At 68.1% G+C, this 21,350-nt stretch carries 19 protein-coding genes; 13 read left to right on the top strand and 6 right to left on the bottom strand.

Annotation, left to right across the window (positions count from 1 at the left end):
• Positions 1-22: 22 nt before the first annotated feature.
• Positions 23-739, top strand: coding sequence for a tyrosine-protein phosphatase (locus tag ABMA10_RS20460; protein ID WP_431030957.1), 717 nt, complete (start codon positions 23-25; stop codon positions 737-739).
• Positions 740-787: 48 nt separating this feature from the next.
• On the opposite strand, the gene ABMA10_RS20455 is transcribed toward ABMA10_RS20460, so the two are convergent.
• The 3 genes from ABMA10_RS20455 to ABMA10_RS20445 all read right to left on the bottom strand — a co-directional run bounded on the left by ABMA10_RS20455 (position 788) and on the right by ABMA10_RS20445 (position 3,114).
• Positions 788-1,192 (bottom strand): RidA family protein, encoded by a 405-nt coding sequence (locus tag ABMA10_RS20455; RefSeq protein ID WP_347870461.1) that lies wholly within the window; start codon positions 1,190-1,192, stop codon positions 788-790.
• A 66-nt stretch (positions 1,193-1,258) separates the two neighbouring features.
• Complete coding sequence (locus ABMA10_RS20450) at positions 1,259-2,056, bottom strand: IclR family transcriptional regulator (RefSeq protein ID WP_347870460.1); 798 nt, start codon at positions 2,054-2,056, stop codon at positions 1,259-1,261.
• A complete protein-coding gene (locus ABMA10_RS20445; RefSeq protein WP_431030956.1) occupies positions 2,053-3,114 on the bottom strand; it encodes a sugar kinase in 1,062 nt (353 codons plus the stop codon). Before ABMA10_RS20445 ends, ABMA10_RS20450 begins: the two co-directional genes overlap by 4 nt.
• A gap of 140 nt (positions 3,115-3,254) precedes the next feature.
• On the opposite strand from ABMA10_RS20445, the gene ABMA10_RS20440 reads away from it, so the two are divergent.
• The 4 genes from ABMA10_RS20440 to ABMA10_RS20425 all read left to right on the top strand — a co-directional run bounded on the left by ABMA10_RS20440 (position 3,255) and on the right by ABMA10_RS20425 (position 8,538).
• A complete protein-coding gene (locus ABMA10_RS20440) occupies positions 3,255-4,559 on the top strand; it encodes an amino acid deaminase (RefSeq protein ID WP_347870458.1) in 1,305 nt (434 codons plus the stop codon).
• 50 nt (positions 4,560-4,609) lie between these two features.
• The gene (locus tag ABMA10_RS20435; RefSeq protein ID WP_347870457.1) at positions 4,610-5,275 is read left to right on the top strand and encodes a bifunctional 4-hydroxy-2-oxoglutarate aldolase/2-dehydro-3-deoxy-phosphogluconate aldolase; all 666 of its coding nucleotides are present in this window, start codon (positions 4,610-4,612) and stop codon (positions 5,273-5,275) included.
• Entirely contained in the window at positions 5,272-6,909 is a 1,638-nt protein-coding gene (locus ABMA10_RS20430; RefSeq protein WP_347870456.1) for an N-acyl-D-amino-acid deacylase family protein, read from the top strand. The genes ABMA10_RS20435 and ABMA10_RS20430 overlap by 4 nt, the downstream gene beginning before the upstream one ends.
• A gap of 159 nt (positions 6,910-7,068) precedes the next feature.
• Positions 7,069-8,538, top strand: a complete 1,470-nt coding sequence (locus tag ABMA10_RS20425; protein WP_431030955.1) for a GntP family permease — start codon at positions 7,069-7,071, stop codon at positions 8,536-8,538.
• Positions 8,539-8,668: 130 nt separating this feature from the next.
• Here the strand turns inward: ABMA10_RS20425 and nucS are convergent, their stop codons facing one another.
• Both nucS and ABMA10_RS20415 read right to left on the bottom strand, forming a co-directional pair.
• A complete protein-coding gene (nucS, locus tag ABMA10_RS20420) occupies positions 8,669-9,364 on the bottom strand; it encodes an endonuclease NucS (protein ID WP_347870454.1) in 696 nt (231 codons plus the stop codon).
• 291 nt (positions 9,365-9,655) lie between these two features.
• On the bottom strand, positions 9,656-10,900 hold the full coding sequence (locus ABMA10_RS20415; RefSeq protein ID WP_347870453.1) for an MFS transporter: 1,245 nt from the start codon (positions 10,898-10,900) through the stop codon (positions 9,656-9,658).
• A 69-nt stretch (positions 10,901-10,969) separates the two neighbouring features.
• Here ABMA10_RS20415 and ABMA10_RS20410 point away from each other — a divergent pair, with 69 nt between their 5' ends.
• The 3 genes from ABMA10_RS20410 (at position 10,970) to ABMA10_RS20400 (ending at position 13,816) form a co-directional block, all read left to right on the top strand.
• Positions 10,970-12,037, top strand: coding sequence for a LacI family DNA-binding transcriptional regulator (locus ABMA10_RS20410; RefSeq protein ID WP_347870452.1), 1,068 nt, complete (start codon positions 10,970-10,972; stop codon positions 12,035-12,037).
• Between the two features lie 100 nt (positions 12,038-12,137).
• Positions 12,138-13,418, top strand: a complete 1,281-nt coding sequence (locus ABMA10_RS20405; RefSeq protein WP_347870451.1) for an amidohydrolase — start codon at positions 12,138-12,140, stop codon at positions 13,416-13,418.
• Complete coding sequence (locus ABMA10_RS20400) at positions 13,415-13,816, top strand: YbjQ family protein (protein ID WP_347870450.1); 402 nt, start codon at positions 13,415-13,417, stop codon at positions 13,814-13,816. The genes ABMA10_RS20405 and ABMA10_RS20400 overlap by 4 nt, the downstream gene beginning before the upstream one ends.
• Before the next feature lie 43 nt (positions 13,817-13,859).
• Here the strand turns inward: ABMA10_RS20400 and ABMA10_RS20395 are convergent, their stop codons facing one another.
• A complete protein-coding gene (locus ABMA10_RS20395; protein ID WP_347870449.1) occupies positions 13,860-15,401 on the bottom strand; it encodes a glycoside hydrolase family 76 protein in 1,542 nt (513 codons plus the stop codon).
• A gap of 231 nt (positions 15,402-15,632) precedes the next feature.
• Here ABMA10_RS20395 and ABMA10_RS20390 point away from each other — a divergent pair, with 231 nt between their 5' ends.
• The 5 genes from ABMA10_RS20390 to ABMA10_RS20370 are packed head-to-tail and all read left to right on the top strand — an operon-like array spanning position 15,633 to position 21,339.
• The gene (locus ABMA10_RS20390) at positions 15,633-16,943 is read left to right on the top strand and encodes a glycoside hydrolase family 125 protein (RefSeq protein ID WP_347870448.1); all 1,311 of its coding nucleotides are present in this window, start codon (positions 15,633-15,635) and stop codon (positions 16,941-16,943) included.
• Complete coding sequence (locus tag ABMA10_RS20385) at positions 16,940-17,968, top strand: carbohydrate ABC transporter permease (protein WP_347870447.1); 1,029 nt, start codon at positions 16,940-16,942, stop codon at positions 17,966-17,968. The genes ABMA10_RS20390 and ABMA10_RS20385 overlap by 4 nt, the downstream gene beginning before the upstream one ends.
• Positions 17,965-18,927: a carbohydrate ABC transporter permease gene (locus ABMA10_RS20380; protein ID WP_347870446.1), complete on the top strand. Its 963-nt coding sequence runs from the start codon at positions 17,965-17,967 to the stop codon at positions 18,925-18,927. Before ABMA10_RS20385 ends, ABMA10_RS20380 begins: the two co-directional genes overlap by 4 nt.
• Positions 18,928-18,967: 40 nt before the next feature.
• Entirely contained in the window at positions 18,968-20,218 is a 1,251-nt protein-coding gene (locus tag ABMA10_RS20375; RefSeq protein ID WP_431030954.1) for an ABC transporter substrate-binding protein, read from the top strand.
• A gap of 47 nt (positions 20,219-20,265) precedes the next feature.
• Entirely contained in the window at positions 20,266-21,339 is a 1,074-nt protein-coding gene (locus ABMA10_RS20370) for a glycoside hydrolase family 76 protein (protein ID WP_347870444.1), read from the top strand.
• Positions 21,340-21,350 lie beyond the last annotated feature (11 nt).

Genomic DNA, 21,350 nt, shown 5'->3' with positions numbered 1-21,350 from the left:
AAGACTGGAGGACATGGTACCCATGCTGCACATCGATGGTCTCGCGAACGCCCGTGATCTTGGGGGTCTGGAGCGTGAAGATGGAACCTTCACGCCCGCTGGAGTGTTTGTCCGATCAGAAAGGCTGGACCGTGTCGGATCCGACGGCTGGCGAGCGCTCCACGCGTATGGAATACGCACCGTCATCGACCTTCGTCGGCCAGAAGAGCGCACGGGACAGGTCCCCACGACGATCAGGCACGTTCACATTGACCTCGACGGCGGCGATCAGACGGACTTCTGGGCAGAGTATGAAGCGGACGGGCGGTGGGGCACGCCCCTCTACTATCTCGCCCACCTCCAGACGCTTCCCCACCGCCTTGCGCTACTGCTGAAGGCGATCACCACCGCCGATGAAGGGGGGATTCTCTTTCACTGCTCTGCAGGATGGGACCGTACAGGTCTCGTGGCGGCGGTCCTCCTGCGGGCGCTCGATGTCACCGAAGACGCCGCAGTCGCCGACTACCTTCACTCCTTCGCGAACGCCGACGCGATGGCCGCGCTCCACGAACGATCCTTCGAGGTCGAAGAACGACAGCAGATCCTCAATCGCTTCGGGCATACCGCAGAGTCCGCGTTCCGCGATATGTACGCGAACTTGGACCTCGAAATCTGGTTCCGCGAATCGAATGTCGAACCCTCGACACGAGTGGCCATCAAGACGTGGCGTGGAGCGGCCGCCTCACTCGATAGAGCGTGACGAGCGAACGGCATCGCCCAGCGTGCGTTCTCGCGAGCGCGCAGCGGTTCAGTCGACGATGGCGATCGCGTCGATCTCGACGAGCATCTCCTCGCGGGGAAGGCCGGTGAAGACCGTGGTGCGGGAGGGCAGGACGCCGCCCTTGACGCGCGAGCCGACGAACTCGCCGTAGGCGTCGTTCATGATCGCGAAGTCCTCGCGCTTCGTGAGGTAGACGCGCAGCATCATGACGTCGTCGAAGGTGGCTCCGCCGGCGGCGAGGATCGCCTCGACGTTCTGCAGCGTGCGGGTGGTCTGCGCTGCGACGTCACCGGGGAACAGGTACTCGTTGGTGGCGGGGTCGACCGGGCCCTGGCCGGAGACCTGGACGAAGTTGCCCTTGCGGACACCCTGGGAGAAGGTGTGCGCCGGAGCCGGAGCGTCGGTGGTGGAGATGGCGGTGCGTGCAGACATGGGAGTCCTCTCGATGGTGGGGTTGGGGATGGGCACTTCGACAGGCTCAGTGACCGGGTGGGGGAGTCAGGGGGTGGGCGCCTCGACAGGCTCGGCGGGCAGGGTGGCTTCCGCGGCGGACGGGGCGGCGTAGCCGAGTTCTGCGGAGATCGCGGCGGTGGCCGCGAGGAGCTGGGGTAGGAGCGCACGGACGCCGCTGTGCGGGAGCACCATCGTCGGCACGGAGATCGACACCGCGGCGGCGATCCGGCCGTCGGGACCGAAGACCGGTGCCGCCACGCAGTTCATGAAGCTCTCATGCTCCTCATGGTCCTCGGCCCATCCGCGCTCGGTCGAGCGGGCGATCTCGGCGAGGAGGTCGTCGGCATCGGTGATCGTCTTGTCGGTGTAGCGCTCGAACACGATCCCATTCACGATGCGTCGGCGTTCGGCGTCATCGAGGCCACCGAGGAGCACCTTTGCGACACCCGTGGCGTACAGCGAGGCGGGCAGGCCGACCCGCGAGTACATGCGGAGCGGCTGACGGGACTCGACCTTGTCGATGTAGAACACCGAGCCGTCCTCGTAGGCGGCGAGGTGCACCGTCTGCCCCGTCGCGGCGCCCAGCGAGCGCAGGTGCGGAGCCGCGACGCCGCGAACGTCCTGCTCGTCCAGGGCGGTCTGCGTCAGCTCGAACATCGCACGCCCGAGGTGATAGCGGAACGCAGCGTCACGGGTGACGAAGCCGTGCTCCTCGAGCGTGTTCAGCAGCCGGAGCACTGTCGTCTTGTGCACGCCCGCCGTTGCGGCGAGGGCGTCCAGGGAGTTCGTGCCGGAAACGATCTCGCGGAGGAGGTCGAGGGCTCGGGAGAGTGACTGGCTCATGCGTCGATCATCCCCTGCGCGGTCGCCGTCGTCCACGGGAGGGGGATGTCGGGGGAGATCCGCCAGGAGGCCCACTGCGCCTCGTCGGCTTCGACGATGGTGCTGATGCCGTCGGTGTCGGGGACGAGCTCCGGCCGATCGCCATGGCAGATCAGCGTCGAGGCGGCGACGGCGTGCCCGAGGCGGGTGCACGCGGCGTCGGTGAATCCGGTGGCGAGTCCTGCGAGATACCCGGCGGCGAACGCATCACCGGCGCCCACCGTCTCGACGACGTCGACCGCGAGGCTCCGGACCTCGGTGCCCGCCGCCTGATCGTCGCGGTGGATCGTCGTCGCGACGTTCGCCTCGTCCTTCCGCACGATGCGCCGGAGGGCCGGCAGCTCGGCGAACAGCCGGCCGGCGTCCGCGTGTCCGAAGAACAGCTCGGCCTCGTCGACGCCGAGGAACAGGACGGACGCCTGATCGAGGAGGCGGTGGAGGGGCGCGGTCGAGCGACCCTCCCAGAGACGCGGCCGGAAGTTGAGGTCCACGCTGAGCACAGCACCGGGGGCGAGGGCAGCGCTGAGACCGCCCACGAGTTCGGCCGTCGACGCCGACAGGGCCGGAGTGATACCCGTGGTGTGCACGATGGCCGAGGCGCCGATCGCGGTACGGGTCGTGGCATGGTGCAGTGTGGCAGGCCCGAGCACCGATGCCGCGGAGCCGCTGCGGTAGTAGTGCATGCGAGGGCGCCGATCGCCGTCCTCGGCGACGACGGTCTCCTTGACATAGAGGCCGGTCGGGCGGGTGTCGTCGCGTTCCACCGCATCGACGAGGACGCCGTCATGGCGGGCGGTGTCGAGGACGTAGTCACCGAAGCCGTCGTCGCCGAGGCGCGAGATCCAATGGGTGGGGACGCCGAGGCGTGCGAGGCTGGACGCCACATTGAACTCGGCTCCGCCGACGCCTGTCCGGTACTCGCGGGCCTCCGCGACGGGGAGTTGGCTCTCGGGGAGGAGCACGACCATCGCTTCGCCGATCGTGGACACCGTGCTCACGGTGGACGGTGACGTCGTCATCACAGTTCGCCTCGCGTTCCGGCCGACTGCGGTTGACGACCTGTGACGGCAATGCTAGAACAGACGTAGCGCTGAGTGCAATACGCGTTGCAGATTACGCAACCTGATTCACGACGTGCTCGATTTCGAATGAGGAGACCATGACGGACGACTTCGACGCAACGAGCCTCGGCGTGCTCGACGGCAGCCTCAAGGGGTTCCCGCCCGCCTCCGTCGGCCTGGACGCCGCCGGGTTCCTCGCAGCGAAACCAGCGCTCGACGGCTTCACGACCCCGCTCGTCACGCTCGACCAGTCCGCCGTGATCGACAACGTCGAGACCATGCGGCGTTGGTGTGAACATGCAGGCGTCGGCCTCGCCCCCCACGGCAAGACGACGATGAACCGCGCGCTCTGGCAACGACAGCTCGACGCCGGCAGCTGGGGCATCACCGTCGCCACCCCGTGGCAGCTCGCGGTCGCAATCGACTGGTCGATCCCGAGCGTCATGCTCGCGAACGCACTCGTCCAGCCCGAACACCTGCGGGCCGTGGCCCGAGCGCTCGACGCCGACACCGCGCACATCGTCGTGTGGGCCGACTCCGTGCGGGCCGTGCAGATCATGTCGCGCGTGCTCGCTGAAGAGCAGCCCGGCCGCCCACTCCACGTCCTCGTCGAACTCGGGGCCCCCGGCGGGCGAACCGGCGCGCGCGACCATGCCACCGCGCTCGAGATCGCCGAAGCAGTCGTTGCAGCGCCCGAGCTCGCGCTCGCAGGCGTCAGCGGGTACGAGGGTGCGCTCGCTCACCATGGCGACGACGGATCACTCGCGATCGTCCGCGACTACCTCGAATCACTCGCCGCATTCCATACGACGCTGCTCGACGCCGGGCGGTACGACGAACGTGTCGAGACGGTGATCGTGACAGCCGGCGGGAGCGCCTACTTCGACATCGTCGCCGAGGTGCTCGCCGGGCTGCGCGACCTCGACGGTGCGAACGGTCGTCCAGTCGACGTGCTGCTCCGCTCCGGTGCGTACATCACCCACGACGACGGCTTCTACCGCGGCATCACCCCACTCGCGCGCCATGAGGGCACGGGCGACTTCCGCTCGGCGATCCACGGCTGGGCGACGATCGTCTCGCGACCGGAACCGGGCCTCGCCCTCATCGACGGCGGCAAGCGCGACTTCCCCTTCGACGAGGGCCTGCCGGAGGTGCAGGGCGTGCGTCGTGCCGGATCGAACGTCGTCGAACCACTCACCGGCGCGACCGCCACCGCCATGAACGACCAGCACACCTTCATCGCGCTGCCGCCGGGCAGCGACCTGGAGGTCGGAGACGTCATCCGCCTCGGCCTCTCGCACCCCTGCACGACCTTCGACAAGTGGCGCGCACTCATCGTCATCGACGACGTCCGCGCCGACGAACCACGCGCCGTCGACGCCGTCACCACCACCTTCGGCTGATCCAGCCCCACCCGACCGCGCCGGTGCTGTCGCCGGCGAGAGAGGACTCCATGTCCAGCACCGCCGCTCCGCACACGCCGACCGCTCACGCGCTCGACGCCCTCTACGCCGACCGGGCCATCGCCGTCGTGCGCGTCCCCGTCATCCCCGACCCCGTCGAGCTGTGCCGGGCGCTCGCCGCAGGCGGCATCCGCAGTGTCGAGTTCACGTTCACCACGCCCGGCGTCGAAGCGCTGATCCGTGCGGCAGCCGACGCGATCGCCGACCACGGCGCGGTCATCGGTGCCGGGACCGTGGTCGACCGCGACACCGCGCAGCGCGCCATCGACAACGGTGCGCAGTTCCTGGTCACACCAGGGCTGAGCGAGGAGGTCGCCGAGGTCGCCAACGCCGCCGGTGTGCCGTTCCTGCTGGGGGCGATGACGCCCAGTGAGGTCATGCGGGCAGCTGCCCTCGGCTCGCACGCCGTGAAGATCTTCCCCGCGGCGACGATGGGCAGCGGATTCCTCAAGGACCTGAGCGGACCGTTCCCGGGTCTCCGGTTCGTCCCATCCGGCGGGCTGCACGCGGGCAACGCCCGCGAGTACATCCAGGCCGGTGCGGCTGCGGTGACCGCCGGATCGAGCGTCGTCGGGGCGGCGGACGTCGCGGCCGGCGATTGGGCCGGCGTCACCGCACGCGCCACCGCCTTCACGCAGGCCGCACTCCTGCCATGAGTCCACGACCGGCGGCGGACGGCCAGGCGGTGCTTGTGCGCGGAGCACGTCTCGTCGACGGCACCGGAGCACCGAGTGTGGACGGTTCGGTGCTCATCGAGGGCGGGCGCATCACCGCGCTCGGCGCCGGTGCGGACAGCGCGGCGCCCGCCGACGCCCACGTGATCGACGCCGACGGCCTCGTCGCGGCGCCCGGCTTCATCGACATGCACGCCCACTCCGACCTCGCCGTGCTCCGCGACCCCGGCCACCTCGCCAAGGTCTCGCAGGGGGTCACCACCGAGGTCCTCGGGCAGGACGGGCTCTCGTACGCGCCGACCGACGACCGCACGATGGCGATCATCCGGCAGCAGATCGCCGGCTGGAACGGACAGCCCGGCGACGTCGACTTCGCCTGGCGGAGCGTGGGGGAGTACCTGGACCGGGTGGACCGTGGCGCGGCGCTCAACGTCGCCTACCTGGTGCCGCAAGGATCCGTCCGGATGCTCGTCGTCGGGACCGAGAACCGCCCGGCGACCGCGGACGAGCTCGTGCGGATGCAGGAGCTCGTCGCCGCCGGGATGCGGGACGGCGCCGTCGGGATGTCCTCCGGTCTCACCTACGTGCCCGGCATGTTCGCCGACACCGACGAACTCGTCGCGCTCTGCCAGGTCATCGCCGAGCACGGCGGCTTCTATGCTCCGCACCAGCGGTCGTACGGGAAGGGCGCGCTGGAGGCGTACGCGGAGATGATCGAGGTGAGCCGGCGCTCCGGCTGCGCACTCCACCTCACGCACGCGACGATGAACTTCGGCGTCAACGCGGGCCGTGCGGCGGAACTCGTCACCCTCATCGACGATGCCATTGCGGACGGCGTCGACATCACGCTCGACACCTACCCCTACCTGCCGGGTTCCACGACGCTGTCGGCGTTGCTGCCGAGTTGGGTCGCGGTCGGCGGGCCGGAGCAGACACTGGAACGACTTCGAGACGAGGGGGTCCAGGCCCGGGTCCGCCACGAACTCGAGGTGCTCGGTACCGACGGTTGCCACGGGGTCGTCACCGATTGGACGACGATCGAGATCTCCGGAGTCGCGAACCCCGAGCTCGCCCCACTGGTCGGTCGCACGGTCGCCGCGATCGCCTCGGAGCCCGGGCACGCGTGGTCGGGCGATCCGACCGCGCTCTTCTTCGACGTCCTGCAGCGTGATCGCCTCGCCACGGGCATCCTCCAGCACGTCGGCGACGAGGCGAACGTGCGCACGATGATGGTGCACCCGGCGCACACGGGCGGCAGCGACGGCATCCTCATCGGCGCCAAGCCGCACCCGCGCGCCTGGGGCACCTTCCCCCGCTACCTCGGCCACTACGTCCGCGAGGAGGGTGTGCTGGGTCTCGAGGAGGCGGTCGCCCATCTGACCTCGCGACCAGCTGCTCGACTCGGCCTCATCGACCGCGGGGTGCTCCGTGTGGGTGCTGTCGCCGATCTGGTGCTCTTCGATCCTGAGACCGTCGCCGACCGCGCGACCTTCGCCGAACCGCGCCAGCAGGCCGCCGGGATCCCGTGGGTGTTCGTGAACGGCGTCGCCGTCGTCGCGGACGGTCGCCGCACCGCTGCGACCCCGGGCCGCTCCCTCCGCCACCGCAGCACCTGAACGCCTCCCCCCCCGCCCTCCCCCCCCCAAACCATGTTCAGAATTCAGGGATTCCTTCGGCGAGAGTGCTGAAACCGGCCGGATACTGGCGGAAATCGGACTTTCCGCAGATCTGGGCCACGAATCCCCTGAATTCTGCACCAGAACAGAAGGCAACATATGTACTCCAATGTGCTTGCGCGCAGCATCGCCGCCGCCGCACCGACCCCGGACAACCCCATCGGATGGTTGCAGCAGACCACACCGGGGCTGCTGATCCTCTGCGCCATCGCCATCGCGGTGCTGCTCGTGCTCATCATCAAGGTGAAGCTCGAACCGTTCATCTCGCTGTTCATCGTCGGCATCGGGCTCGCGCTCGCGACGGGCACGAGCATCTACCAGATCGTCGGCGTCGCCGTCCCGGACCCGTTCGACGACGAACAGATCAAACCGGGGGCATCACTGCTCGAGACCGGATTCGGCGGCATCCTCGGACACATCACGATCATCATCGGTCTCGGCACGGTGCTCGGCGCGATCCTCGAACGCTCGGGCGGCGCCGACGTCCTCATCCGGAAGCTGCTCGGCCGATTCGGTGAGCGCGGCGCCCCGATCGCCATGGGCCTCACCGGTCTCATCTTCGGCATCCCCGTCTTCTTCGACGTCGGTATCTTCGTGCTCGCGCCGCTCGTCTACATCACCGCCCGTCGTGGTGGGAAGTCGCTCATCCTGTATGCGCTCCCGATGCTCGCCGGACTGTCGATGACGCACGCCTTCCTGCCACCGCACCCCGGCCCGACGGCGCTCGCGGGCACCTTCGAGGTCGGCCTCGGCTGGCTGATCCTCATGGGCTTCCTCTGTGGGATCCCGGCATTCATCGCATCCGGTATCGCCTGGCCGCTGTGGATCGGCAAGCGCATCATGGTCTCGGTGCCCGACGAGTACGTGCTCGAGCCCGAGGACGACGCGCCCGATCGCAAGGACGTCTCACTGTGGAGCGTCGGCCTCATCATCGTCGCCCCGATCCTGCTCATCCTCGCCGCGACCTTCGGCGCGCTCGCCCTGCCGCACGGGCCGCTGCTCGAAGCGCTCACGCTCATCGGCAACCCGGCCGTGGCGCTCACGATCGCCGTCTGTCTCGCTTACTACGTGCTGGGCGTGCGTCGCGGCATGACGCTCGCGGAACTCGGTGAGTTGTCCGGGCAGTCGCTCAAGCCCATCGGCATGATCCTGCTCGTCGTCGGTGCCGGTGCCTTCTTCGGCGCGGTCATCTCGGCGACGGGGGTCGGCGCGGCACTCGCGGAGGTGCTCGGGTCGCTCGGATTGCCGATCATCGTCTCCGCCTATCTGATCAGCTCCGGCCTCCGTGTCGCGCAGGGCTCGGCGACCGCTGCGATCGTCATCACGGCCGGTATCCTGCAGCCGGTCGTGCTCGACGCCTCCTACTCGCAGCCGCAGCTCGCGCTGATCGGCATCGCGATCGCCGCGGGTTCCATCACGCTCTCGCATGTGAACGACGGCGGGTTCTGGATCATCTCGAAGTACTTCAACATGACGGTGAAGCAGACGCTCGCCACCTGGACGGTCCTCGAGACCATCCTGTCCGTCGTCGGCTTCGCGATGGTCGCCCTCATCTGGCAGTTCGTCTAACCCCAGTTGTTGCTGTTCAGAATTCAGGGAAAACATGCTTCGGAATGCGGACATGTCCGAAACCCGCGAGGAAACGGGCTGCATTCGCGACCGACGGCGAACATTCCCTGAATTCTGGACAGCGGAGGGGTCAGAAGAGGCGGGAGTCGCTGTCGTCGAGGCCACGCATCGCGTCGTAGTCGAGGACGACGCAACGGATGCCGCGGTCCTGCGCGAGCGTGCGCGCCTGCGGCTTGATCTCCTGGGCGGCGAACACACCTTGCACGGGTGCGAGCAGCGGGTCGCGGTTCATGAGCTCGAGGTAGCGGGTGAGCTGCTCGACGCCGTCGATGTCGCCACGGCGCTTGAGCTCCACGGCCACTGAGGCGCCGGTGGCATCGGTGGCGAGGATGTCGACCGGGCCGATCGCGGTCATGTACTCACGGCGGATGAGTCGGTAGCCGTCGCCGAGGAGTTCGATCTGCTCGGCGAGGAGCTTCTGCAGGTGCGCCTCGACACCGTCCTTCTGGAGGCCGGGGTCGACTCCCAGCTCGTGGGCGCTGTCGTGGTGCACCTCGTGGATGGACACGATGAGTGCGTCGCCGGTCTTCTTGTGGGTGACCTTCCACAGCTCCGTGATGCCGGCGGCAGCCTGTGTCTCATCGGGCTCGACGGTGGTGAGCGTGCAGGGCGGGCTCATCCAGTTGAGCGGCTTGTACGATCCGCCATCGGAGTGGACGAGCAGACTGCCGTCGTTCTTCACCATGAGCAGCCGCTTGGCGAGCGGCAAGTGAGCCGACAGTCGTCCCGCATAGTCGACAGAGCACTCCGCAATCACCAAACGCACGACGACGAGCCTACCGCGACACGCTCATCACCTGGTCCCACCCCTGCGCACAACTCCTGCTGGCCGCTTCGCCGGCTGGGGCCCCGAACCCACCGGTGCTCACAACTCCTGCTGTTTGCGGTTCGAGGCGTGCAGACGGGCGGGCCGGAGGCCCTTTCTGCTCGCGGCGGGTACGGAGAGCAGGAGTTGCGAATCAGGGCTTGGCGGAACGGGCTCGGGAGCAGGAGTTATGGACCGGCGGGGCGGCGAATGCGGGTGGCGGAGACGAATGATGCGGGAAAAGGCGCGGAGTCAGCGCTTGCGGCGGTTGCTCTCACGCGCAGCCGGCGAGGCGAGGCCGGCGAGGACGATGAGGACGAGCACGACGAACAGCGCGTTGAGCAGGCCGATCGTGTCGCCGAGGATGCCGATGAGCGGCGGTCCGACGAGGAACGCACAGTAGCCGATCATCGCGACAGCGCTCACACGGGCGGCGGCGCGCTTCGGGTCGTCGGCCGCGGCGGACATGCCGACGGGGAAGCCGAGCGAGGCGCCGAGTCCCCAGAGGACGGTACCGAGGATCATGAGCCCGGTGACCGGTGTGAGGATGAACAGCACGAGGCCGACGATCGCCGCACCGGCTGACACCTGCAGGACCGGCACCCGGCCGAAGCGGTCGATGAGTGGGCCGCCGACGATCCGACCGACCGTCATCGCGGTGACGAAGACGCCGTAGACGAGTGCGCCGGTCGTGTTGCTCTGGTCGTGACCGTCGACCACGGCGAGGGCCAGCCAGTCGTTCGCGCTGCCCTCGGCGAACGCCATGCCGAGCATGATGACACCGATGAGGATGAGTCGGCCGTCCGCCCACACGCTCAGGCTCTCGCGGAGTCGTTGCTGCCACGGCACCCTGGGTGCGTCGTCGTGCTCGGCCGTGATCTCCTGGTCGGACGGGACGAAGCGTACGGCGACGGCGGCGGTGATCGCGATGACGATCGCCATGAACAGGGCGTGCCAGAACACCTCGATGCCGACAGCGGACGCCAGCGCGCCGAGACCGGCCCCCGCGACCGTGCCGAAGCTGAAGCACGCGTGCATGAGCGGCATGACCGTCTTGCCGAGTTCCTGCTCCGCAGCCGCGCCCTCGACGTTCATCATGACGTCGACCGCGCCGTTGCCGAAGCCGAACATGATCAGACCGGCGAGCACGATGCCTTCGGCCGGGACCAGGCTGGCTCCGACGCCGATGAGCAGCAGTCCGGTCGCGACGATGCCGAGGGCGAGCTGCATGCCGCGCCTCGGGCCGAGCCGGGCGAGCAGATGCTGTGCGGCGACGAGTCCGATGATGGACCCGATGGACATGCCGAGGATCAGCAGGCCGACGGTGCCGGTGGTGAGGCCGAGGTTGTCGCGGATGGCGGGGAGGCGGGCGACCCAGGTTGCGATGCTCAGCCCGCTGAGTGCGAAGATCACGAAGATGGCGTTGCGCCAGGCGAGGAGTTCGCGGCGAGGACGCAGCGCGGCTGCTGCGGTCTGCGGAGTGATCGGCTCTGACACGGGGGTCCTCATGCTCGGTGCTGGAAGAAAATCGAATCGATTCGATCTCGTCGACTAAGCTAACAGATCGTGGACCAGGAATCACGCCCCTCTCGCCCGACGCTGGCCGATGTCGCCCACCGCGCGGGTGTGTCGCCGTCGACCGCTTCGCTCGCCTTCAGCGGTGCGGGGCCGGTCTCCGAGGCGACGAAACAACGCGTCCTGCAGGCCGCAGCGGACCTCGACTACGCGGGACCGGACCCGCGAGCCCGCTCACTCCGGCAGGGGCGCAGCGGCATCGTCGGCGCCGTCGTCGCCGGTCGGATCGGTCACTCCTTCCGCGACCCGGTCATGGTGCAGACGCTCGACGGCCTGGCCGATGAGCTCGGTGCTGTCGGCGCGGGTCTCCTCCTGCTGAACGATGCTCAGGAGGGCATGCTGCAGCTGAGCAACGCCCCGATGGACGGTGTCGTCCTGATCGGATGCAGTCCGAACCTCGACAGCTCGGTGGCCGTGCTCAGTCGTCGCGGTATGCCGATCGTGTCGATCGAGGGTCTGCCGGCGCTCGGCGTCCCGGACATCGCGGTCGACAACCGCGGAGGGGTTCGAGAGCTGGCCCAGCACCTCGCAGACCTCGGGCACGAACGCGTCGCCGTCGTGACCCTCAACCTGGATGCTTCCCAGCGTCGCGGCCCCCTCTCGCCCCAGTGGGAGCAGAACGCGACGACGGTTCCCGCGATCGAACGGCTCCAGGGGCTCCGCGACGTGTTCCCCGGCGCCAGTGGGTTCGTCACCACGGGCTCGTCGCTCGACGAGGGCCGCATCGCCGGTCACTCCATCCTCGACGTCTCGCCGGATCGCCGCCCGACGGCGATCGTCGCCCAGAGCGACCTCCTCGCCGCCGGCGTCATCCGGGCCGCCGAGGAGCTGGGGATCGACGTGCCGGGCGAGCTCAGCGTCACGGGCTTCGACGGTATCCGGGTGGAGGGACTCGACGACGACCTCACCACGGTCTGGCAGCCGTCGCGGGAGAAGGGTTCGGCTGCCGGGCGCGCGATCGTCGCGATGCTCGACGGACGCGAGCCGGAGCTTGCACGCTTCGAGGTCCGATTCCACCGTGGCGCCACGACCGCGGAGGCGATCGTTCCGCGCAGCTGACGAGCCAGATTCGACGGCCGCTTCTGCGCACCGCCTGGGTGTCCGCTGGACGACAGGCGTCCCGAGCGTAGGGTGGAGGCACCGCGCCACCAGGAGGATCATGACCACCCAGCACGCCGTCCCGTCCGCACTCGTCCAGCAGGAGGCGTCGGCGCTCGCCGTGTCGCTCGCGCCGGTCTACCAGGATCTCCACGCCAACCCTGAGCTCGCCTTCGCGGAGCATCGCACCGCCGGGATCGTCGCCGAACGTATCGTCGCCCTCGGTTACACGGTGACGACGGGCATCGGCCGCACCGGTGTCGTCGGGGTCCTCGAGAACGGTGACGGCCCGACCGTCCTCCTGCGCGCCGACATGGACGGCCTCCCCGTCCTCGAGGAGACCGGTCTCGACTACGCCAGCACGGCCCGTGGCATCGGCCCGGACGGCGACGTGCCCGTCATGCACGCCTGCGGACACGACGTGCACGTCACCTGTCTCCTCGGTGCCGCCGAACTGCTGGTCGGCCGCCGCGACACCTGGGCGGGCACACTCGTCGTCCTGTTCCAGCCGGCGGAGGAAGCCGGCGGCGGTGCGCAGGCCATGGTCGACGACGACCTCTACGGGCGGATCCCGAAGCCGGACATCGTGCTCGGCCAGCACGTCGGTCCGCTCCCGGCGGGTGTCGTCGGAACGCACGCAGGGCCGGCGTTCGCGGGAGCCGACGCGTTCGACGTCACGTTCCATGGGCGAGGCGGGCACGGTTCACGTCCGCAGTCGACGATCGATCCCATCGTGATGGCGTCGGCAGCAGTGCTGCGCCTCCAGACGATCGTCTCGCGTGAGGTCGCAGGCACCGAGACCGCCGTGCTCACCGTCGGCACGATGCACGCCGGGACGAAGAACAACATCATCCCCGACACGGCTCGGCTCGGCGTGAACATCCGCAGCTACGAGCCGCACGTGCGCGACCGCGTCCTCGACTCCATGGCGCGCATCGTCCGTGCTGAAGCAGCGGCTTCGGGCGCTGAGCGCGAGCCGGACATCGCCCACACCGAGTCGTTCCCCGTCCTCGTCAACGACCCTGACGCGACGAACGCCCTCACCGCGACCTTCGCCGAAGCGTTCGGTGCCCAGAGGGTCCTCGATCCCGGGCTCGTGACCGGCAGCGAAGACGTCGGGATGCTCGCCACAGCCGCTGACGCACCGATCGTCTACTGGATCCTCGGCGGAGCGGATCCGCAGGCCTTCGCCGCCGCGTTCGCCTCCGGCCGGATGGAACAGGATCTGCCGGGGAACCACTCGTCGAAGTTCGCTCCGCTCATCCATCCGACGCTCGACACCGGCATCGCCGCCCTGTCGATCGCGGCGCTCTCGCGTCTCGGATCGGGAGCGAGCGCATGATCGTCGTCACGACCGACACCGTCGCCGGGCACCGCATCGACGCCGTCTTCGGCGAGGTCATCGGTCTGACGGTCCGCGCGCGTGACTGGGGTTCGTCGATGTCGATCGGCTTCTCCGCGCTCGGCGGCGGGGAGGTCCCGGGCATGACCCAACTCCTCTTCGAGTCACGCCAGGAGGTCATGCGGCGACTCGTCGCCGAGGCTGAGCAGCGTGGGGCGAACGCCGTCCTCGCGATGCGGCTCGAGACGACCGACATCGGCGGAACGTGGACGCAGCTCACCGCCTATGGCACGGCCGCCTACCTCGTGCCGATCCCTGAGGGCGAACCCGGCGCGACGGGACAGTCGGCCTACGCCGCCGCGCAGCCGGACGCCCCGAAGCCGCGGGGTTCCGTCTGATCGCTGCCATCCCGTCGCCGCCGGGTCAGAGCTGCAGGCCGGGTCAGAGCTGCAGGCCGAGTCGGTCGAGGTTGAGGTAGTTCGACGACGACCCTGCGGCGTATGACAGGACGACCGTGTTGGATCCGGCGACGAGCGGGACGGTCACGGTCGTGTCGCCCCACGCGTTCCAGGCGGTCGTGCCGGGGAAGGCCACCGTGGTGGGTGCATCGCCGTTCACGCTGAGCGCCCGGCTCGCGGCACCCGCTGCCGCGGCGTAGCGCAGGTCGACGGTGTAGACGCCTGCATCCGCGACGTTCAGGTGGAACGTCACGGAGGTTCCGGCAGTGTTCCAGCCGGCGAGATAGCCGCGCCCGCTGAATCCCGACGAGGTGCTCTCCGAGTCCACCCCTGATCGCACGGCGTTCTCTGCCTCGTAGACGCCCGACCCTTCGACGACCGCCGTGCTTCCGTCGGGCGCGGCCTGCTGCAGGATGGCGACGGTCGCGCCGGCGGCGAGACTCTGCAGGGCCGTCGAGGTCAGCTCCGGTGTCGGCGCGTTCCAGTCGTAACCGCCGATCCCCGCAGCATTGACGTGGTTCGCCGCCTGCGAGGCGTTCGCAGTGAGGACGGCTTCATACTGGGTCTGGCCCGCCTGATCGATGAGCGCGCGCATGTTGCGGGTCAGGATGGCCTTGAATCCACCGGTGTCGTCGACGCCCTCGCGGAGGAACGTGCCGGACGACGTCATGTTCGCGACGGCCCAGTCGACCGCTCCGGTCGCGTCGTCGAGATAGTCGGCCGCTGTCGTCCCGGAGGAGTCGAGGGAGAGTTCGAGCGCGGCTCCGGCGAAGTCGCCCTGGTTGTAGGTCCAGTCCCAGTCGGTGTATTGACCGGTTCCGGCGACGTGATCGCGGAGGTGGCCGTTCTGATTGAAGTTCGTGTCGAGCCACGAGTAGATGCGCTGCGCGGTGGTGCGGTAGCCCGGGTCACCGGTGGCTGCGTAGAGGCGCATCGCCGTGTACACGGCGGTCGCATTCGTGGCGACGTTCTTCTCGTTCTTCGTGCCGTCACCGACATCGACGTTCTTCCACCAGATCCCGCCGCCGTAGGTGGTGTCCTCGTAGGCCGCGATCGAGGCGAACATCGTCTCCGACGCTGTCAGGTAGGCGGTCGTGCCAGTCAGCTCGTAGGCTCGGACGGCTCCGCGGGCCCACCACCCGATGTCGTCGTTCCAGTCGTTGTCGGAGAAGTCGGGGTATTCGTTCTGGAAGCCGGCCCAGACGTCGTCGATGAGTTGGCGGGACTGCGCGTCGCCGACCCGCTCGTAGCGGTCCATCACCATCTCCCAGAGCTGTGCCTCCCACCAGTAGTCGGTGTACAGGCCGCCCTGTGGACCGTGTGCGTGCTCCGAATGGATCTGGTGGTCGCTGTAGGTGAAGAAGTAGTCGGCGTCGTCGTCCCAGTAGACGTCGAGGAAGTCCTCGAACGCGTCCGTCGCCTGCGACGCGGTGAACGCGGCTGCCGGCTGAGGGGCGGTGGCGAGCGGTGCGACGATGAGGGCGGTCGCGAGCGCGAGTGCGGCCACGGTGCTCCGTGATGGCATTGTTCCTCCTTGAACAAAAAGTATATTGAATGGCTATCCTCGATCCACTCGACGTCGGATGTCAAGCCCTGGGCGCCGCAGGGTAGTGGCGAAGGCCTGATATCTCGGGCCATGTGTTCGGTTTTGAAATCGATATCCTCCACGGGCTTGCTAAAACATATTGAACATGCAGAATAGAACCGGACGCGCTGCACACGGCGTCCGATTCGACGATGAAGACGGAGGAGCAGCGTGGCTCGATGGACAGAACACCTCATCTCGGAGGTCGTCACCGCGGTACGGCAGCGCAGTGACGACCGGACCGCAGAGATGTTCGAGCGCTGCTTCGCGGACACCCTGCGGAGCACCCTGACCCCCATGCCTGACGGCACCGTCTTCATGCTGACGGGCGACATCCCGGCCATGTGGCTCCGTGATTCCACCGCGCAGCTCTCGCCCTATCTGCACTTCGCCGCCGACCATCAGGAGCTGGCCGATCTGCTGACGGCCGTCAATCGCCGTCAACTCGACTGCATCGCGATCGACCCGTACGCCAACGCGTTCAACGCCGAGCCGAACGGCAACGGCCATCAGACGGACGTGACCGAGTCCTCGCCCTGGGTGTGGGAACGCAAGTACGAGATCGACTCCCTCTGCTACCCGCTGCAGCTGGCCCATGACCTGTGGCGCACCACCGGCCGCACCGACCACCTCGATTCCCGATACCGCGACGCCGTCCGGGCGACCATCGCACTCTGGCGCACCGAACAGGACCACGAGGCCCGATCCGGCTACCGGTTCGAGCGCTTCGACGCACCACTGTCGGACACGCTCGTACGCGACGGCCTCGGGCCGCGTACCTCGCCGAACGGCCTCTCCTGGTCGGGCTTCCGGCCGAGCGACGACGCAGGCCTGTACGGGTACAACGTGCCGGGCAACATCTTCGCGGCGGTCGTCCTCGCCGGCGTCGTCGAGATCGCACGCGAGGTGCTCGACGACGAGGCGCTCGCCGCGGACGCGGTTGGATTGCGCGGAGCACTCGAGACGGCGATCGCCGAACACGGCGTCGTCCCCACCGACCAGCACGGCGACCTCTACGCCTACGAGGTCGACGGCCGGGGAGCGGCGCTCCTCATGGACGACGCGAACGTGCCGAGCCTGCTCTCGCTGCCGTTCCTCGGCTGGTGCGAGCCGGACGACCCGCGCTACCTCGCGACCCGTGCATTCCTGCTCAGCGCCGACGATCCCAGTTTCGCCAGTGGCACCGCGGCTCGCGGCATCGGGAGTCCGCACACGCCGGCCGACCACATCTGGCCCATCGCGCTCGCTGTTGAAGGACTCACGAGTGAGGACCCGGCGGAGCGACGTCGTCTGCTGGACACCCTGCTCAGCACCGATGCGGGCACCGGGGTCATGCACGAGTCCTTCCACAAGGATGACCCGGCCACCTTCACCCGCCCGTGGTTCTCCTGGGCGAACGCGATGTTCTGCGAGTTCGTGCTCGACATGGTCGGCCTGCGCACGCATGTGCGTCGCCCGAACACGGCGGTGCGACCGTCATGACGAGCCCCACCACACCGGCTACCACGGCGGTCGTCGCCGAGGTCGGTCTTCGCAACCGTCCGCCGGCCGGTCGACGCCCCGCCCACCCGACGGCGCGGCAGATGCGGCGGAACGCCTGGTGGTTCCTCGCCGTACCGCTCGGACTGTTCCTGATCTTCATGCTGCTGCCGATCGTGATCGCGGCGGCGTTGAGCCTCACCGACTACGCGATCATCGGGGAGACCGCCTGGGTCGGTCTCGAGAACTACACGCGGATCTTCCAGGACGCGTTCTTCTGGATCGCCCTGCGCAACACCGCCTGGTACACCGTCCTGTACGTGCCGCTCGGGCTCATCATCGCGCTCGGTACGGCAGTCCTGCTGAACCGCAGCCGTCGGGCCGTCCGCCTGTTCAGGACGCTGTTCTACATCCCGGTGGTCTCGTCGACCGTCGCGACAGCGACCATCTGGTACTGGCTGCTCAACCCGCAGAAGGGCCTGCTCAACGTCGCACTCGGCTGGTTCGGCATCGACGGACCTGCATGGCTCTACGACTCGCAGTGGGCGATGATCGCCATCGTCATGATGAGTGTCTGGGCCGGTTTCGGCGCCAACATGATCATCTTCCTCGGCGGACTGCAGGGGGTGCCGGGCGAACTGTACGAAGCTGCCCGACTCGACGGCGCGAACGCGTGGCAGCAGTTCCGCTACGTGACGCTCCCGTCGCTCACGAGGACGACGTTCCTCGTGTCCACCCTGCTCATCATCGGGGCGTTCCAGGTCTTCGACCAGGCGTACGTGCTCACGAAGGGCGGGCCGGGCAACTCCACGGTCACGCTCGTCTACTACATCTACAACAAGGGCTTCGGGGCGCTCGAGATGGGTTACGCCTCGGCGCTCTCCTTCGTCCTGTTCCTCATCATCCTCGTGTTCTCACTGATCAACGCGCGGCTGAACAATCCGAGGGAGCCAAAGGTGAAGCGGGAGCGACGCGCGTCGACGGCAGTGGCAGCGGCTCCGGCCGTCGAGGCGGTGAGTGGACGATGACCGCGATCCTGCGTGACGCGGACGCATCCACGACGACAACCGCACCCGCTGGCCGAGCGACCGAGCATGCCCGCCGCCCTCATCGCCGCCCGCGCACGAAGCGGAAGCTGATCGGCGCGATCGCCTGGTATCTCGCGGTCGTCCTCATCAGTGTGATCACGATCGCGCCGCTCGTGTGGACGCTCTCCACCTCGCTGAAGCCGGCCGGGGAGATCCTCTCCGGGGCGCTCTCGCTCATCCCGGCGAACCCCACGATCGAGAACTACGTGCGGGTCTTCGAGGAAGCCCCCTTCGGCCGGTACTTCCTGAACTCGCTCGTACTCGGTGTCGGTGGGGCGGTGACGAACGTGTTCTTCGGGGGCCTGGGCGGCTATGCGCTGGCGAAGTTGCAGTTCCGTGGCCGGAAGGCCGTCTTCGCACTGTTCCTGTCGTCGCTCATGATCCCCGGGATTGTCACCATGATCCCGACGTTCCTCATCCTGCGGTACTTCCCGTTCGCTGGCGGGAACGACCTGTTCGGTCAGGGCGGGCTCGGCCTGCTGAACACCTATGCGGCCGTCATCGTGCCGGGAGCCGCCGGCGCGTTCGCGGTCTTCTTCATGAAGCAGTTCTTCGAGACCCTGCCGGATGAACTCGGCGAGGCAGCCCGGATCGACGGGGCGAGCGAGTTCCGGATCTTCGCGCAGATCTACTTCCCGCTCGCGAAGGCGGGCATGGCCGTGCTCGCGATCCTCAGCTTCCAGGCGGGCTGGAACAACTTCCTCTGGCCGCTCATCGTGCTGAACAACCCCGACATGATGACGGTCCAGGTCGGGCTGTCGTCGTTCGTCAACAACTACGAGACGGCGTTCGGTCCGCTGATGGCCGGCACCGTCGTGGCGAGCCTCCCGGTGCTCGTGATCTTCGTGATCGCGCAGCGCTACATCATCGAGGGCGTCGCGCACGTCGGCAACAAATGATCACCACCACCCGCAGTTCCACCATCCCAAGGAGAATTCGATGAAGAAGTCCACAACAGCATTGGGCCTGGCCGTCGCAGCGCTCTCAGTCGTCGCCCTCACCGGTTGCGGGTCCGATGGCGGCGGAGACAGTGCCGGAGGGCCGGAGCCGGTCGTCATGTGGGGTTCCTGGTCCGGCGAGCAGGTCGCCCAGCTCGAGCAGCAGGCCGAGGCGTTCAACGCCTCGCAGGACCGCTACGAGGTCAGCTACGTCACGCAGGAACTCGTCGAGGAGAAGTTGCTGACGGCGCTCGCGGGTGGGGAGGTGCCCGATGTGGTGCTCTGGGACCGCTACCAGACCTCGCTCTACGCACCCAAGGGTGCGCTCGCGCCCATCGACGACTTCGTCGCCTCGGACGACGTCGACCTCGATGCGTTCTACCAGCCCGCGCTCGGTGAGATGCGCGTGGACGACAAGCTCTACGGGCTGCCGTTGCTCGTCGACAACCGTTCGCTCATCTACAACCAGACGCAGCTCACCGAGGCGGGCGTCGCCGTGCCGACCAACTGGGACGAGCTGAAGACCGCGGCCGTCGCGCTGACCCAGCGTTCAGGGAGCACGCTCGATCGTGCAGGCTTCGACCTCGGTGATCCGGGCCTGTTCAACATGTGGCTCGCGCAGGCCGGCGGCAAGCTGCTCAACGCGGATGAGACGAAGACGGCGTTCAACTCCGCCGAGGGCATCGAGGTGCTCGACTTCTGGAAGCAGCTCATGGACGCCGGGGTCTTCGAGCAGGGCTTCGGCGACGGTGCGAACCCGTTCGCCGAGGGCACGCTGTCGATGAAACTCGACGGACCGTGGGCGCTGACGAGCCTCGACGAGGTCGACGGGCTCGACTACGGCGTCGCCCAGCCGCCCACCGGACCGACCGGTGACACCGGCGCATACATGGGAGGCTTCGGCCTCGTCATCCCCGAGGGCGCGAAGCACTCGGAAGGTGCCTGGGAGTTCATCAAGTGGTGGACCACCCAGCCGGAGAACGGTGTGGACTTCGGGCGCATCTCGGGTTGGATCCTGGCGAACATCGAAGCCGCCAACGACCCGTTCTTCACCGAGGACCCGCACTACGCAGCCTTCATCGAGACGCTCGACTACGCGCAGGTCCGTCCCAGCATCGAAGGGTTCTCCGACGTCGAAGGCAAGGCGCTCGTCCCGGCCCTCGAGCAGTTCATGGCCGGTGAGCTGACCGCGGAGCAGGCACTCGCCCAAGCCCAGGAGCAGGGCGACGCCATCCTCGAGGCCGCCCGCTGATCCGGCGAGCACCTTCCACCACCACCACCACCCATCACGAAACGGACATGATGACCACGACCGACCCCAGCTGGAGCGATCGCGCCGACCTCGCCCAGCGCAGCCTGGACCACTATTTCGGCACCTCATCGCCGCAGCTGCTGCACAACTCCTATCCGTCGGACGCGGGTGAGACGCAGACGTTCAACTACTGGTGGCTCGCCCACGTCATCGACATCCGGGTGGATGCCTGGGAGCGCACGGGCGATCGAGCGTGGCTCGAGCAGGCCGAAGCGACCGCGCGGAACATCGTCGAGCGCAACGGCGGTTCCCTGTTCAACGACTACTTCGACGACATGCTCTGGTTCGGGTTGGCTCTGCTCCGGCTCCATCGGGCCGGTGGGCGGCAGCAGCACCTGGACGACGCCCTCGCCATCTGGGACCATGTCGTCGAGTTCGGTTGGAACGACGCGCTCGGTGCCAGCCTCGCGTGGCGCAAGCAGCAGCTGGAGTACAAGAACACTCCGGCGAACGGTCCGCTCGTCATCCTGTCGCTGCGTCTCGAACGTGCACTGCCTGCTGGAACGCGCGCGTTCCGTACCTTTGCAGAACAGTCGTTCGCATGGCTCGAAGCGAACCTCGTCGGCGCCGACGGTTTCGTCGAGGACGGCGTCAACCGTGAGGGCGACGGACGCGTCGACACCCAGTGGCGCTTCACGTACAACCAGGGCCTGTACATCGGCGCGGCGGTCGAGCTGTTCGAGACGACCGAGGACCGTAGCCTCCTCGAACGCGCGACCCGCACGGCTCTCGTCGCGATCGAGGCGTTGAGCGACGGCAGCGTGTTCCCGCAGGAGGGTGATGGCGGAGACGAGGGGCTCTTCAAGGGCGTCTACTACCGATACCTCGGAGAGCTGCTGCCGCGTCTCGACGGCGGTGACCCGGCGCGCGCCCGGCTCGAGTCGTTCGTGCGCGCGGGCACGGATACCCTGTGGGCGAATGGGCTGCAGGACGGCCATCTCCTGCCGGGCAACGACTGGAGCCGACCGTGCGACGGCCCCATCCCGTACTCCACCGAGGTGAGCGCCATCATGGCGATCGAGCAGCGGAGCCGACTCGGCGTCCTCGCGCCGTCCGCCTGAGCGGTCCGCAG

Origin of the sequence: Plantibacter sp. RU18 (genome assembly GCF_050613355.1) — a bacterium.
Lineage (GTDB): Bacteria > Actinomycetota > Actinomycetes > Actinomycetales > Microbacteriaceae > Plantibacter.
This window is presented reverse-complemented; position numbering and strand designations above follow the sequence as displayed.